Origin of the sequence: Qingrenia yutianensis (genome assembly GCF_014385105.1) — a bacterium.
Taxonomy (GTDB): Bacteria; Bacillota; Clostridia; order UMGS1810; family UMGS1810; genus Qingrenia; species Qingrenia yutianensis.
The window spans coordinates 1-13,972 of record NZ_JACRTE010000007.1 but is presented as its reverse complement, the minus strand read 5'-3'; the positions used below and the strand labels follow the sequence as shown (position 1 = coordinate 13,972).

Below are 13,972 nucleotides of genomic sequence, written 5' to 3'. Positions count from 1 at the left end.
AAAAACAATAAAAATGCAAAAATAAAGGCCGTACGTCTTAAATTCGAATTATCTTTCCGCGCGCTGCATTGCAGTTAGCTCAAACAAGGAGCGCTTACGGCACATACAGCAAAACTGCTTACGGCTGCTTGGTTCCCCACCTGACCGGGTTCACAGCTGTGTATTGCGTAAGACCTTGCTCTCAACACCACTTGCAATGCGCAAGACCGCACAAAGAATAACCCTCATAAAAGACATAACCCTTGCTATAGCGGATTGCAAGTACAGGGCACCGCTACCGCCCCGGTTGTACGACCGATTTTTATTATACTATAAATTCTTTCATTTTTCAAGATATTTTTTATTTATTTTTTGCCGTATTGTGAAGAAATTTATTTCACGGGTCGCGGGCGATACCTGCATCGCCCCGTTTTGTTTTGTTGCCGAAAAACAAAAAAGACGGCTAAAGCCACTCCTCGATAAGACAACATTGCCTTAAAAACATATTTTTCGCGCCTTTCTGCGTTAAAAAAGCTCGCAATCCGTCAGGATTACTCACTTTTTTGCCTTGAAATTCATCAAAAAATCTTGTTTTTAAGGTGCGGAGCAGTTTTGAATATCGGATTTTACAATTCAGACAAGAAATAAAACCTGCCGTTATGCTGACGCATATGGCAGGTTTTTGACGTAGTATGAATTTAAAATACGGCTTCAAAACCAATGCTTTCTTATTGAGGAGCGGCTAACACCGTCTTTTTCCCATCACACCGATAATTCCGCTTCTTCGCCGAGAACGTCTTTATATTTATCCAAAACGGGCGAAACGTAATCTCTCAAAAATTCTTCGGTCTGCTCTTTCGCTCTGCCGATGAAATTTTCGGGTTTGAGAACCGCGTTTATGTCGTCGAGATTGAGGTTGAAACTTTCGTCCTTAACAATTCTCTCGATAAGGTCGTTTTCTTTGCCCTCTTCTTTGACAACTCTCGCCGCCGCCATTGAATGTATTCTTATTTTTTCGTGCAGTTCCTGTCTGTCACCGCCGTTTTTAACCGCCTGCATCATAATGTTTTCGGTCGCCATAAACGGAAGTTCCTTCAAAATGTGCTGTTCGATAACTTTCGGATAAGCCACCATTCCCGCCGCAACGTTGAGATAAATGTTCAAAATCGCGTCCGCCGCAAGAAAACTTTCGGGAACGGAAATGCGCTTGTTCGCCGAGTCGTCGAGTGTTCTTTCAAACCACTGCGTTGACGCGGTAATGGCAGGATTTATACTGTTTGCGATGACGTAACGCGCGAGCGACGAAATTCTTTCCGAACGCATAGGATTGCGTTTGTATGCCATTGCCGACGAGCCGATTTGACTCTTTTCAAACGGTTCCTCCACCTCTTTGAGATGCTGGAGAAGCCTCAAGTCGTTGCTGAATTTATACGCACTCTGCGCGATTGAGCTTAAAACGTTTAAAAACTGCGAATCGAGTTTTCTTGAATACGTCTGTCCCGAAACGGGAAAATACGCGTCAAACCCCATTTCTTTCGTTATCATTTCGTCAAGTTTTTTAACCTTTTCGTGGTCGCCGTCAAAAAGCTCCAAAAAGCTTGCTTGTGTACCGGTCGTGCCTTTCGAGCCTAAAAGTTTCGCCTTTGAAAGCTGATATTCCACGTCCTCCAAGTCCATCAAAAGCTCCTGAATCCATAGACACGCGCGCTTGCCGACGGTGGTGAGCTGTGCCGGCTGAAAATGCGTAAAGCCGAGCGTGGGGAGATTTTTGTATTCGTCCGCAAAAATTTTAAGACGGTAAATAACGTTGACAAGCTTTTTGCGGATAAGCTTTAAACCCTCCGTCATAATGATAATATCGGTGTTGTCGCCGACGTAACAGCTTGTTGCGCCGAGATGGATAATCGCCTTTGCCTTGGGGCATTGCACGCCGTACGCATACACGTGCGACATAACGTCGTGGCGAACCTCTTTTTCGCGCGCCTTTGCAACGTCGTAGTTTATATCGTCTTTAAATTTTTCCATTTCGGCAATCTGCTCGTCGGTGATGTTCAAACCGAGCGCTTTTTCCGATTTTGCAAGTGCAATCCAAAGCCTGCGCCACGTTTTGAATTTTCTGTCGGGCGAAAAAATTTCTTTCATTTCATCGCTTGCGTAGCGCGTGTTGAGCGGACTTTCGTAAATGTTATTCAAAATATCACCTCATATGTATTTTTAACAACCGTGAATGTTTTTTTGCGTAATATGTTGCAGGGGACGGTGACCACACCGTCCCGCCTTTTTTCAAAAATTTATTCCAATTCGGACAAAAATTTCTCCAGCCTGTCAAGACCCTCTTTGATGTTTTCCATACTCGTTGCATACGACCATCTCACATAATCGGGCGCCTCAAAACCTGTGCCGGGAACAACCGCAACCAGCTTGTCGTCCAAGAGCATTTCGGCAAATTCGTCCGCCGAATGAATGGTTTTTCCGTTCAGCTTTTTGCCGAGAATGTTTTTGATATTCATCATTATATAGAACGAACCGTGAGGTTTTATGCACGAAACGCCCTCGATTTTGTTAATTCTGTCCGCCATATAATTGCGCCTTTTTGCAAACTCCGCAACCATAGCGCCAAGCTCCTCCTGCGGACCGTTAAGCGCCTCTATTGCGGCAATCTGCGCGATTGTGTTGGGGTTGGACGTCGCGTGGCTCTGCACGTTTGACATAACCTTTGCAATGGTCGGATTTGACGCGGTGTAGCCTATTCTCCAGCCCGTCATAGCGTAGGTTTTTGATACGCCGTTCACGATAATCGTGATGTCTTTCACCTCGTCGCTTATCTGCGCGATTGAAAAATGTTTTCCTTCATATATAAGATGCTCGTAAATCTCGTCCGAAACGATATACAAGCTGTGCTTTAATGCGATTTCCGCGATTTTTTCAAGTTCTTCCTTTGTATAAACCATACCCGTCGGATTGCTCGGACTGTTCAGCACGATTGCGCGCGTTTTTTCGGTGATTTTCTCCTCAATCTGCTCGGGAGTAACCTTAAAATCGTTGTCCTCCGACGCGTAAACCGTGACGGGAACGCCCGAATTGATTTTCACAATTTCGGGGTAGCTCACCCAGTAAGGCGCAGGGATAATAACCTCGTCGCCCTCGTTTAAAATTGCGCCGAAAACGTTTACAAGCGAGTGTTTCGCGCCGTTTGAAACCACAATCTGATTAGGCTCGTAATAAAGCGAATTGTCGCGCATAAATTTCTGACAGACCGCTTTTTTCAGTTCGGGCATACCGGAAGCCGGCGTGTATTTTGTTTTGCCATCCAAAATTGCCTTGATAGCCGCGTCTTTTATGTGCTTGGGCGTGTCAAAATCGGGTTCGCCCGCACCGAAACCCACAACGTCAAGACCGTCCTTTTTCATCTGCTTGAATTTCGCGTCAATCGACAGTGTCGGTGACGGCGAAATGCTCAAAAACTTCTCGGAAAGATACATTTTTAACCTGCCTCCGTTTATAATACTGAATAATTTTTATTGCAAAAATTTCATTTTTGCGTTGCATTACTGTTTTATCCTATCATAAACACACGAAAAATGCAAGTTTTTTGATGATAAAATTCAAAATTTTGCAAATTTATTATATTTTCAACATTTTTTCAAAGTTTTGATGTGAAATTTTGTTGATAATATCCTCACTGTAATTGAGGGCAAGGAGCTTGTCGAACAAAACGTAAAGAAATCCGCAGTCCGGAATGTCGGAAGGAGTTGAGTCGATGCCGTCAAAATCCGCGCCGATACCGATGTTGTTCTCACCGCCGAGCGCCATAAAATGCTCAATGTGGCGCACCGCGTCGTCGCTTGACGCAACCCCCGTGTCATTCAAAAAATCGGGGCAGAGGTTTATGCCGGCAACGCCTCCGCGGTTTTTGAGGTTTATAAACATATCGTCGGTTAAATTCCGTTTGTACGAACAAACCGCGCGCGAATTTGAGTGCGTGGTGCACACTTTTCCGCCGAAATTTTCCAGAATGTCATAAAATCCTTTGTCGCTGATGTGCGACGTGTCAAGAATTATGCCGTTTTTCTCAAATTCTTTCAAATATTCTTTGCCGAGCGCGGTAAGACCCTTTGTGTTGCCCTCCGCGCCCTCGCCTTTCGGATAGCCGACTCCTCCGCACAACGGTGTGTCGTCGTTCCAGGTGAGGCTCATAATTCTGACGCCCGATTTTGCAAGCTTTTCAACGTCAGCAAGCGCCAAATCGGGTGTGTTTCCCAGTCCCTCAACTGCAATAACGGTGTCAAAATTTGTGTGTTTTAAAGCTTTTGTTTCGGCTTTGATTTTTTCGATAATCGCAAAAATATCAGCGCATTTTAAGCTTTTATCGTTGAAAATTGCCATTGTGTATGTTGCTTTTTTATAATTTTCGCACTTTTTTGCGCTCACCATACAGTCACTGTCATAAAGGTTTTTGCCGTCAAAATAAAGCTTTAATGCGGTGTCGCAGTGTGCGTCGAAAATTTCATATTTCATAATAATCACAACCTTATAAAAATCATAAAAATTTTTGCAAAAATTTTAATCGGAATTGTCAAACGCGTTTTTTATGTAGTTGATTTTGTGCGTTTTAAAGCCGAATTTCGTCTTGCGCGCATACACCTCCGCAACGTCAAAACGAACCTCGCCCTGCCAGTTTGTTTGTGCAAGATAGTTTTGCGCGCCGAGAATGATTTTCTGCTGTTTTTTGAAATCCACCGCCTCGCCAGGTGTGCCGAATTTGTCGTTTGAGCGCGTTTTCACCTCGACAAAACAGAGCGTTTTGCCCTTTTGCGCAATAATGTCCACCTCCGCATTCCGCTTGCGGTAGTTGCGCTCGAGAATTTTGTAAAAACGAAGCGTCAGATAGTGCGACGCCGTATCCTCGCCGAATTTGCCGAATGCTTTTTTGCTGAATTTGTCCGAGCTGGATTTGTCCGATTTGTTTTTATCCAAAATGTCAATATTGTTCAAGTTTAAAACCCTCTGTCACTGATTTTTAAAAAGCCTGAAACTCTGCCTGTGATACGGGCAGGCACCGTATTTTTCAAGCATTTCGTAGTGCAGTTTTGTGCCGTAGCCCTTGTGCTTTGAAAACATATACTGCGGATATTCTTTGTCAATTTTGTCCATAAATCTGTCACGCGAAACCTTTGCCAGAACCGACGCCGCCGCAACGGTGAGGCTCTTTTGGTCGCCCTTTACGATAAGCTCAAACGGGCAGGGCAGATTTTTCATACTGTTGCCGTCGATAAGCGCAAGCTCGGGCGCGGGGTTGAGCCCCTCAACTGCCTTTTTAAAGGCAAGATGCGCCGCGTTCAAGATGTTTATTTCGTCGATAATTTTCTCGTCGACCGACGCGATTGAATATGCGGTTGCCTTCTCTTTTATCACGTCGAAATAGTAATCGCGCTTTTTTTCCGAAAGCTTTTTCGAGTCGGTCAAACCGTCGATTTGTATGTCTTTGGGAAAAATCACCGCCGCCGCATAAACAGGTCCGGCAAGCGGACCTCTGCCTGCCTCGTCCGCGCCCGCGACGTATACAAAGCCGTTTTCCCAGTATTTTTTTTCGTATTCAAGATTATCAAAACCGCACATTTTTTCGGTTTTCATTCCTGTTCACCCACTTTGTCCAGCGTTATTTTTCCGAGCGTTGCCGCGCGGAATTCGTCCAAAAGCACATTCGCCGCGCGCAGTGTATCGATTTCTCCGCCCGACACCACAAATCCGCGCTTTCTTCCCAAAAGTTCAAGCATTTCATAACCGCCGAGATTTTCAAAATCTGTCATTTTGTAACGCTCGGTGAGCGAATTGGGATAATTTTCGCGCAAAAGTTCCAAGAGGTGCATTGCAAGTTCCTCAACGTCCATAATTTCATCCTTCACCGCGCCGGTGAACGCAAGCCGCATACCCACGGTTTGGTCGTCGAATTTTGGCCACAAAACGCCCGGGGTGTCCAAAAGCTCAAATCCGCTCGCAATGCGCACCCACTGTTTTCCGCGCGTAATGCCCGGTTTGTCGCCCGTTTTTGCGCTTTTTTTGTTGGCAAGCTTGTTGATGAACGACGATTTTCCGACGTTCGGCACGCCGACAATCATCATTTTAAGCGAACGGTTCACAATTCCGCGCGATTTCCACGCCTCGATTTTGTCGGACAAAATATCACGGCATTTTTCCAAAACGCTGTTCAAATTTTTGCCCTGAACCGAGCTTACCGCCATAGCCGAAATGCCGTTTTTCTCAAAATATTTCAGCCATTTTTCGGTTTCTAATCTGTCCGCAATGTCGGATTTGTTGAGCACCACAAGCCGTTTTTTATCGCCGATAAGCGCGTCAATCTGCGGATTTTTACTGCTTCTCGGTATCCGCGCGTCGAGAATTTCGACCACAATATCCACCGATTTTATGTTTTCTTCGATAAGGCGCATAGTTTTTGTCATATGCCCCGGAAACCATTGTATATTCATAAAAATCTCCTAATCAAAATTATACTAATATTATATTTTATTCCGCCCGATTTGTCAAATATGCAAAAATATGTTATTATGTGACATATTTTTAACAATAATACGCTCAATAATTCTATTTGCTGTATAATAAAAAAGGTATATAATTATGTGGGATATAATAACTTTAAAAATATTTTATGTTATAAAGGAGTTTTTAAAAATGGCTGAATTAAGATTTAACCCCCTTACAAAAGACTGGGTAATGATTGCGTCGCACCGTCAGAACAGACCGCAGATGCCTAAAGACTGGTGTCCGTTCTGCCCCGGTTCGGGAAAGGTGCCCGACCGCTTCGACGTGTACGAATACGACAACGATTTTCCTGCGCTTTCACAAAATCCGCCCGTGCCCGACGACGTTGCAACCGAAATTTACAAAACCGCGCCGTCCTACGGCAAATGCGAGGTAATTTTGTATTCGCCCGAGCACACCGTGACACTGCCCGAACTTTCGGTTGACCACGTGAGAAAGCTTGTAGACCTCTGGTGCGAGCGATATGAGGCTATGAAAGCGGACGAAAAAATCAAATACGTTTTCATTTTCGAAAACAGAGGCGAGGTTGTGGGCGTTACAATGCCTCACCCTCACGGTCAGATTTACGGATATTCGTTTATCCCCAAGAAAATCGAGCTTGAGGTAAATTCGTCAAAAGAGCATTTTGACAAAACAGGTCACTGCCTTTTCTGCGATATGTTAAAGGACGAGTATTCCGCAAAAGACAGAATTATTTTTGAAAACGACGATTTCGTTGTATTTTTGCCGTTCTATTCCGCATATCCGTACGGAATAAACATCGCGTCAAAATCGCATAAACACAATATTTCGCAGTTCACCGATACTGAACGCACAAACCTTGCAAAGGCAGTGCGTGAGGCGGCAGGTACGCTGGATAACCTTTTCGGCTACACTTTCCCGTATATGATGTGTATTCAGCAGTCGCCCGTAAACAGCGGTGATATGTCGGATTTCTGCCACTTCCACATTGAATTTTATCCCCCGATGCGCAGTGCCGACAAGCAGAAATTCAACGCGTCGAGCGAAACGGGTGCGTGGGCGCACTGCAACCCCACCGCGCCCGAGGAAAAGGCGAAAGAGCTTCGCGAGGCACACAAAAAATACACAGAAAACGACAATAAATAAATTTTTGTTGAAAAATTCTTAAAGTTGGTTTATAATATATTTATATAATGCCTACAAAGGAGTAAAATATGGAACTTTGCAAAATTATTGATAAATTTATAGAAATTTACGGCGGTACAAAGGACGATTTGAGAATTTTCACATCGCCCGGGCGCGTTAACCTTATCGGCGAGCATACCGACTATAACGGCGGATATGTTTTCCCGGCGGCGCTCACTATGAAAACTACAATCGTTGCGCGCAAAAGAAATGACAGCAAAATTGTTATGCGCGCCACCGACCTTGACGTTGTGGTTGAGGCGGATATTGACCGTCTGGAGGATTACAAGGGCATAAAATGGGGCGACTATCAGCTCGGCGTTGCGGACGAACTCAAAAAAGAGGGTTACGAAATTGTCGGCGCAGACCTTTTGTATGACGACACCGTTCCCCACGGAGGCGGACTTTCGTCGTCGGCGGCGATAGAAGTATCCACAGCCGTTATGTTTACAACGTTTTCAAACGAGAAAAACGGCATAAACGAAGAAATTGATATGATAAAAATGGCGAAAATCAGCCAAAAGGCGGAGCACAATTTCATCGGCGTAAAATGCGGAATTATGGACCAGTTTGCCTCTGCAATGGGCAAAAAGGACCACGCAATTTTCCTCGACTGCAAAACGCTCGATTACAAATATGCGCCCATAAATTTTGAGGGCAAAAAGCTCATTCTCACCAACACAAACAAAAAACACGCTCTCGGCGCGTCGAAATACAACGAGCGCAGAGAAGAGTGCGAAAGAGGGCTTGAAATGCTCAAAAAAGCAATGCCCGAAAAAACGTGCCTGGGCGAGATTTCGTATGACGAATTTATACAGCACAAAAATCTCATCACCGACCCGATTGTCGAGAAAAGAGTGGAACACGTTATATGCGAGTGCGACAGGGTGTTAAAGTCGGTTGACGCGCTGGAAAAAGGCGATATTGTAAAATTCGGCAAGCTTATGAACGAGTCGCACGATTCGCTCAAAAATCTGTATGAAGTTACCGGTGATGAGCTTGACACGCTTGCATACGAGGCGCGCAAAATAGACGGCGTTCTCGGTTCGCGTATGACGGGCGCAGGCTTCGGAGGCTGTACGGTCAGCATTGTCGAGGAAGGCGCGGTGGATAAATTTATTGAGGAAGTCGGCAAAAACTACACCGCAAAAACAGGGCTTACACCGTCGTTTTACATATCTGAAATCGGTGACGGGGGACACGAAGTAAAATGAAACTTATTCTTGCAACGTCAAATAAAGGCAAGCTCAAAGAGGTCAGAGAAATTCTGCCCGAATACGATATTGTAACGATGTCCGAGGCAGGAATACACGACGAAATAGAGGAAAACGGCACAACGTTTGAGGAAAACGCATACATCAAGGCAAAATATGTGTGTGACCGCCTCGGCGAGGTTACAATCGCGGACGATTCGGGTCTTGAAGTGGATTTTCTGGACGGCGCGCCGGGAATATATTCCGCGCGTTTTGCAGGCGAGGGCGCGACAGATAAAGACAGAAACGCAAAGCTTTTGTCTATGCTTGAGGGCGTGCCTTTTGACAAGCGCACAGCGCGTTATGTCTGCTCCATTGCCATTGTTTACCCGAGCGGAGAAAAGCACATTTTCACAAAAACGTGCGAGGGATACATTCTCGAAAAGGAAATCGGCGGCGGCGGTTTCGGCTATGACCCGCTGTTTTATTTCCCCGAGTTCAAAACCACGCTGGCAAACGTTCCGCTTGACACAAAAAACACTGTCAGCCACCGTTCAAAGGCGCTCGGCGAGCTTAAAAAATTTTTGGCGGACAAAAGATAAGGAGATAAAAATATGAGCATTGCGGACGAAAGATTTATACAAAACTGCAAGGATATTCTGGAAAACGGCTTTTCCGACGTTTGTTACGACGTTCGCCCCGCCTGGGCGGACACGGGCGAAAAGGCGCATACGATAAAGAAATTCTGCATTGTTAACCGATATGATTTGACAAAGGAATTTCCGGTTATAACTTTGAGGAAAACCTTTTTTAAATCCGCCGTTGACGAGCTTTTGTGGATTTGGCAGAAAAAGTCCAACAACACGCACGACTTAAAGAGCAAAATCTGGGACGCGTGGGCGGACGAAAACGGCTCAATCGGCAAGGCTTACGGCTATCAGCTGGGCATTAAGCACAAATACAAAGAGGGCGAATTTGACCAGGTTGACAGGGTTTTGTACGATTTAAAGCACAATCCGTTAAGCCGAAGAATTATGACGAATATCTATAATCACGCGGATTTGCACGAGATGAATTTGTATCCGTGCGCGTACAGTATGACGTTTAACGTGACGGGAAACCGCTTAAACGGCATATTAAATCAGCGTTCGCAGGATATGCTTGTTGCCAACAACTGGAATGTATGTCAGTATGCTGTGCTTCTGCATATGTTCGCAAAGGTGTCGGGACTTGTTGCCGGCGAGCTTGTGCACGTCATTGCCGACGCGCATATTTACGACCGCCATATTCCCATTGTTGAGGAGCTTATAAAGCGCGAACCTCTGCCTGCGCCGACGTTTGAAATTGACGATATTGACGATTTTTATAAATTTACTGTTGACAATGTGCGGCTGAAAGATTATAATTATCACGAGTTTAACATAAAAATTCCCGTGGCTGAATGACGGGGATTGAAAGGACATAATATGAATCTTATTGCTGCAGTGGACAGAAACTGGTCGATTGGCTTCAAAGGCAGTCTTTTGTATCACATAAAAGAAGATATGAAGTTTTTTAAGGAAAAAACAGACGGCAAAGTTGTGGTTATGGGCAGAAAAACGCTTGAATCTTTGCCCGGCGGAAAACCGCTTTCAAACAGGATTAACATCGTTTTGTCATCAAATAAGGATTTTTCCGCGCCCGGGTGCATAGTGTGCCGTTCGTTTCCCGAACTTTTCGGGAAAATCAAGGCATACGACACCGACGATATTTTTGTAATCGGCGGCGAGAGCCTTTACAATATGCTTATGCCGTATTGCAAATTTGCCTATATCACCGAGGTTGACGGCGAGAAAGAGGCGGATAGGGCGATTAACAATATCTCGAAAAACCCGTCGTGGCGCCTTGCGGACGAGAGCGAATTTAAGTCCGACGGCAATGTGAATTATGTGTTTAAGACGTATCAAAATACGCTTGTGAGAAAAATGTAAATTAAATCCGTCTGTTTGTGCAGACGGATTTTTTATGTATATTTTGCGTTTTGTGCAGATTTTGAGAATTTGTGTATGGAATTGTATCAGAAAATTTTGTATGATTTTACAATGTAATTTGTATTGTAGGGGGCGATGCCCGCATCGCCCCGTTAAACCGTAAAAAACTATTTATTTTCTTCCTTTCAAAATCGGCGAAATTTTCTTATAAATTACGGTTGTAATAACCGCGAGAACCGCGCCTTTGCATATATTAAACGGCGTTATGAGCGTGAAAACGGTTTTAAACCTCTGAGCCGCCGGCCAATCGGGCACATAGAGCGGAAGCAAAAGAAACATATTCGCGAAAATCCCTGCAATGCTCATTGCGAGTGTGCCGAGAACAAGCCCGATAAGCGCGGTTTTCTTTGTTTTGTTCGATTTATACACCATTCCTGCGGTGAAAACAAAAACTCCGTTGACGATAAAATTTGCCGCCTCGCCCACAAATCCTGTGCTTGTCATAAAACAGTGCAAAATATTTTTCACAAGCTCAATCGTAACGCCTGCGCCCGGCCCGAGCGCAAGCGCGCCGATAAGCGCCGGCAAATCCGAAATTTCAACGTCCAGAAATCCGCCGACCTTAATTCCGAGGTATGTGCCGATGACCTGCAGTATAAATGCCGCCGCGGCGAGCATACCGATTTTTGCAATTCTTCTTGTTTTTGTCATAAAAAATTCCCCCTTAAATTTATGAAAATCCAAGGCGGAATAAATTTTTTTAATGAAATCGAAAATAATCTCACCAAAAACAAAAATTTCTCTCTTCCAGACTGTACTGTCGGCTTTGGAATTGCACCAAATCTGCCAAAAAGGCTCGCGGGCTTTAACCGCCGGTGGAGAATTTCACTCCGCCCCGAAATTTTTTAATATTAAATTTTATACAGAATATTATATCAATGAACACGGCTTTTTCGCATTTCCTCCTGCTTTTTGAGCAGTGCCTCTTTGTCCATAAACTGCGTGCGCTTTGAATATTCCTCGTCCATAACGTTGCCGTCGCTGTCTTTTATGTATGCGCGGCGGTGATGTTGACTGCTGTGTTTCGGCTTTCCGAAATGCGTGATTTTATACATTAAACCGCGTTTGTGTCTGCGGTGATGATGCCGTGATGTACCGTCGTCCTCGTCTGCCTCACGCTTGCATTTTGCCGACAGGTAAGCCTCGTAAACGCTGAGCGGAAGAAACACGACAAACCGCACGACGATTAAAATGTCGGAAATTGTCAAATATCCGTATGTTAAAAATCCGTATTCCGAAAGGTCGGAAAGCATAAAAACAAGCTGAAAAGCAAAGGCGGCAAACAGACATATATGAATTGTAAAGTCCTTATATTTCAATTTGTATCAAGGAAAACGCAAGGTATCAGCCTTCAAATAAAATCATAACTATGATGCGCTCCGCAATGCTTAAAAGAGCCAGAAAAACGCCCAGCTTTTCTATGGAGCTTATATTTATCGCGTCACTGCGTCTTTTTTTCCTTCCCAATGCCGTGGGACCTCCTTTTCCCTAATTATCAAAAATGAATCTACAATATATTCTAACATATAATTTCAGAAAAATCTACATATTTTTTAAAAAACTTAAAATTTTTATGCAATTTTATTAAAAATATGCGTTTTTCATATTAAACAGTCAAAAAACGACTGCAAATCCCTGCCTTTTGCGTGCAGAAAGTTCTCGCGCTCGGCAATGTTCTCAAGATAGTGCGCGTCGCTGTTGTGCAGAATTTTCACATTTTCAAGACGGTGTTTTTTCACGATTTCGTCTTTTTTCGATTTATCCTTGATTTCCGCAAGCTTAAATTTCAGCTCGGGCGGAATAAAACCGAGGTTTGAAATGATACTGTACGACTGCTTGTCAATGTGTGCCGGAAAAACAACCGCGCCGATACGTTTCGCCGCGCCGAAAACGTCGTAAACCGAAAGCGTAGTCGCGGTGATGAGAAGATTTTCCTTTATATCGGTGATTTGGTCGTTTTCGTCCATAACAAGCTGTCTGCCGAAAATTTCGGGCTTGTTTTTTATTTCGGGAAGATGCGAAAGAACGTATTCCTCCATTTCGTACGCGTCATCAAGCGACTTAAAAAGGCACACCATATGCACCTCCTCCGACGTTTCAACCTCCATACCCGGAATGACCGTAACGCCGGCGTTTGCACCGCATTTCTGCACCGCCGATACGTTTCGGCAGGAGTTGTGGTCGGTGACGGCTATAACGTCAAGACCTTTTAAATACGCCATATTTGCAATGTTGTTGGGCGTCATATCTTCGTCGCCGCACGGCGAAAGCGCAGTGTGAATGTGTAAATCGTAAGCGAAAGCGTCCATTTTTCTCACCCTTTTCTATTGTATCAATTTTGCAATAAAGTGTCAATATAAACTAATTTAAAAAATTTTTTAAAAAATGCTTGCATTTTGCAAAAAATTGTGTTATACTTTAGCTTGTTACATTGTGGTTGGAGGTGAAATACATTGCCTAATATTAAATCTGCTAAAAAAAGAGTTAAAGTTATAAACACAAAAACTTTAAGAAACCAGATGATTAAAACAAATATCAAAACTTGCATAAAGAGCTTTGAAGCATATGTTGCTGAAGCTGATAAAGCTAATGCCGATGCTGCTTTCAAGCTTGCGGTTAAAAAACTCGACCAGGCTGTTGCAAAAGGTGTTATGCACAAAAACACAGCATCGAGAAAGAAATCTCAGCTTGCAGGCAAGCTTGCGAAAATCGCGTAGTTTTGCGTGAATTTTGCAAAAATTGATTTTGTTTATATGAACCCCTTGAGTGCAAGGGGTTTGTTTTGGTGTTCGGACGGAGGAGTTATCCTCCGTTTTTTTTCGTGCGCTGCGGGGGCGCGTGCAAAGGGGCGCCTTTGCAATCCCAAAGGTTGTATCTGTTGTTTTGATTTGTCGTGTCATATCAAAAACATAAAATATGATATTATACTGTTTCGCTCCGCGGGGGCACTTTTAGAGTAAAAGTGCCTCAAAAGCGCGGGGGTTCCGATTCCCCCGCACCCCTAAACGGCTTGGGGTTCCACCCCAAGACCCCTTACGACAATCAAATCATTTAGACAACAGG

General features: G+C 44.2%; 16 protein-coding genes, 1 other RNA gene and 1 riboswitch. Of the genes, 6 read left to right on the top strand and 11 right to left on the bottom strand.

What is annotated here, in order from left to right; translation table 11 throughout:
• Positions 1 to 28: 28 nt before the first annotated feature.
• From ffs to ylqF, 7 genes are all read right to left on the bottom strand, one after another.
• Positions 29 to 294: signal recognition particle sRNA large type (ffs, locus tag H8706_RS07205), an RNA gene on the bottom strand.
• A gap of 447 nt (positions 295 to 741) precedes the next feature.
• A complete protein-coding gene (purB, locus tag H8706_RS07200) occupies positions 742 to 2,172 on the bottom strand; it encodes an adenylosuccinate lyase (RefSeq protein ID WP_262432088.1) in 1,431 nt (476 codons plus the stop codon).
• A gap of 98 nt (positions 2,173 to 2,270) precedes the next feature.
• Positions 2,271 to 3,461, bottom strand: coding sequence for a pyridoxal phosphate-dependent aminotransferase (locus H8706_RS07195; RefSeq protein WP_262432087.1), 1,191 nt, complete (start codon positions 3,459 to 3,461; stop codon positions 2,271 to 2,273).
• A gap of 142 nt (positions 3,462 to 3,603) precedes the next feature.
• The gene (locus tag H8706_RS07190) at positions 3,604 to 4,497 is read right to left on the bottom strand and encodes a dipeptidase (RefSeq protein WP_262432086.1); all 894 of its coding nucleotides are present in this window, start codon (positions 4,495 to 4,497) and stop codon (positions 3,604 to 3,606) included.
• A 45-nt stretch (positions 4,498 to 4,542) separates the two neighbouring features.
• Positions 4,543 to 4,974, bottom strand: a complete 432-nt coding sequence (locus tag H8706_RS07185) for a YraN family protein (RefSeq protein WP_262432085.1) — start codon at positions 4,972 to 4,974, stop codon at positions 4,543 to 4,545.
• Positions 4,975 to 4,989: 15 nt separating this feature from the next.
• Positions 4,990 to 5,613 (bottom strand): ribonuclease HII, encoded by a 624-nt coding sequence (locus H8706_RS07180; protein ID WP_262432084.1) that lies wholly within the window; start codon positions 5,611 to 5,613, stop codon positions 4,990 to 4,992.
• A complete protein-coding gene (ylqF, locus tag H8706_RS07175) occupies positions 5,610 to 6,467 on the bottom strand; it encodes a ribosome biogenesis GTPase YlqF (RefSeq protein WP_178347910.1) in 858 nt (285 codons plus the stop codon). Before ylqF ends, H8706_RS07180 begins: the two co-directional genes overlap by 4 nt.
• A 202-nt stretch (positions 6,468 to 6,669) precedes the next feature.
• On the opposite strand from ylqF, the gene galT reads away from it, so the two are divergent.
• The 5 genes from galT (at position 6,670) to H8706_RS07150 (ending at position 10,849) form a co-directional block, all read left to right on the top strand.
• On the top strand, positions 6,670 to 7,647 hold the full coding sequence (gene galT, locus H8706_RS07170; RefSeq protein ID WP_262432083.1) for a galactose-1-phosphate uridylyltransferase: 978 nt from the start codon (positions 6,670 to 6,672) through the stop codon (positions 7,645 to 7,647).
• A gap of 68 nt (positions 7,648 to 7,715) precedes the next feature.
• Complete coding sequence (locus H8706_RS07165; protein WP_178347912.1) at positions 7,716 to 8,900, top strand: galactokinase; 1,185 nt, start codon at positions 7,716 to 7,718, stop codon at positions 8,898 to 8,900.
• Complete coding sequence (locus H8706_RS07160; RefSeq protein ID WP_178347913.1) at positions 8,897 to 9,481, top strand: XTP/dITP diphosphatase; 585 nt, start codon at positions 8,897 to 8,899, stop codon at positions 9,479 to 9,481. The genes H8706_RS07165 and H8706_RS07160 overlap by 4 nt, the downstream gene beginning before the upstream one ends.
• 12 nt (positions 9,482 to 9,493) lie before the next feature.
• Positions 9,494 to 10,324 carry a thymidylate synthase gene (gene thyA / locus H8706_RS07155; RefSeq protein ID WP_262432082.1) on the top strand — a complete coding sequence of 277 codons (831 nt, stop codon included), beginning with the start codon at positions 9,494 to 9,496 and terminating at the stop codon, positions 10,322 to 10,324.
• A gap of 21 nt (positions 10,325 to 10,345) precedes the next feature.
• Positions 10,346 to 10,849, top strand: coding sequence for a dihydrofolate reductase (locus H8706_RS07150; RefSeq protein WP_262432081.1), 504 nt, complete (start codon positions 10,346 to 10,348; stop codon positions 10,847 to 10,849).
• 171 nt (positions 10,850 to 11,020) lie between these two features.
• On the opposite strand, the gene H8706_RS07145 is transcribed toward H8706_RS07150, so the two are convergent.
• From H8706_RS07145 to H8706_RS07130, 4 genes are all read right to left on the bottom strand, one after another.
• Positions 11,021 to 11,560 carry an ECF transporter S component gene (locus H8706_RS07145; protein WP_178347916.1) on the bottom strand — a complete coding sequence of 180 codons (540 nt, stop codon included), beginning with the start codon at positions 11,558 to 11,560 and terminating at the stop codon, positions 11,021 to 11,023.
• A gap of 80 nt (positions 11,561 to 11,640) precedes the next feature.
• Positions 11,641 to 11,756, bottom strand: a riboswitch (FMN riboswitch).
• A 28-nt stretch (positions 11,757 to 11,784) separates the two neighbouring features.
• Positions 11,785 to 12,162: a hypothetical protein gene (locus H8706_RS07140; protein WP_262432080.1), complete on the bottom strand. Its 378-nt coding sequence runs from the start codon at positions 12,160 to 12,162 to the stop codon at positions 11,785 to 11,787.
• 91 nt (positions 12,163 to 12,253) lie between these two features.
• A complete protein-coding gene (locus tag H8706_RS07135; RefSeq protein WP_262432079.1) occupies positions 12,254 to 12,376 on the bottom strand; it encodes a hypothetical protein in 123 nt (40 codons plus the stop codon).
• Between the two features lie 134 nt (positions 12,377 to 12,510).
• Entirely contained in the window at positions 12,511 to 13,218 is a 708-nt protein-coding gene (locus H8706_RS07130; protein ID WP_262432078.1) for a PHP domain-containing protein, read from the bottom strand.
• 144 nt (positions 13,219 to 13,362) lie between these two features.
• Between H8706_RS07130 and rpsT the strand changes: the two genes are divergently transcribed.
• Complete coding sequence (rpsT, locus tag H8706_RS07125) at positions 13,363 to 13,626, top strand: 30S ribosomal protein S20 (RefSeq protein ID WP_178347919.1); 264 nt, start codon at positions 13,363 to 13,365, stop codon at positions 13,624 to 13,626.
• Positions 13,627 to 13,972 lie beyond the last annotated feature (346 nt).

Coding starts and splice junctions, on each gene's coding strand:
- H8706_RS07145 (WP_178347916.1), bottom strand. CDS start 11,560: ATGACAAAAACAAGAAGAATTGCAAAAATCGGTATGCTCGCCGCGGCG.
- H8706_RS07165 (WP_178347912.1), top strand. CDS start 7,716: ATGGAACTTTGCAAAATTATTGATAAATTTATAGAAATTTACGGCGGT.
- H8706_RS07190 (WP_262432086.1), bottom strand. CDS start 4,497: ATGAAATATGAAATTTTCGACGCACACTGCGACACCGCATTAAAGCTT.
- thyA (WP_262432082.1), top strand. CDS start 9,494: ATGAGCATTGCGGACGAAAGATTTATACAAAACTGCAAGGATATTCTG.
- H8706_RS07140 (WP_262432080.1), bottom strand. CDS start 12,162: ATGCTTTCCGACCTTTCGGAATACGGATTTTTAACATACGGATATTTG.
- H8706_RS07195 (WP_262432087.1), bottom strand. CDS start 3,461: ATGTATCTTTCCGAGAAGTTTTTGAGCATTTCGCCGTCACCGACACTG.
- H8706_RS07150 (WP_262432081.1), top strand. CDS start 10,346: ATGAATCTTATTGCTGCAGTGGACAGAAACTGGTCGATTGGCTTCAAA.
- H8706_RS07130 (WP_262432078.1), bottom strand. CDS start 13,218: ATGGACGCTTTCGCTTACGATTTACACATTCACACTGCGCTTTCGCCG.
- ylqF (WP_178347910.1), bottom strand. CDS start 6,467: ATGAATATACAATGGTTTCCGGGGCATATGACAAAAACTATGCGCCTT.
- galT (WP_262432083.1), top strand. CDS start 6,670: ATGGCTGAATTAAGATTTAACCCCCTTACAAAAGACTGGGTAATGATT.
- H8706_RS07180 (WP_262432084.1), bottom strand. CDS start 5,613: ATGAAAACCGAAAAAATGTGCGGTTTTGATAATCTTGAATACGAAAAA.
- H8706_RS07160 (WP_178347913.1), top strand. CDS start 8,897: ATGAAACTTATTCTTGCAACGTCAAATAAAGGCAAGCTCAAAGAGGTC.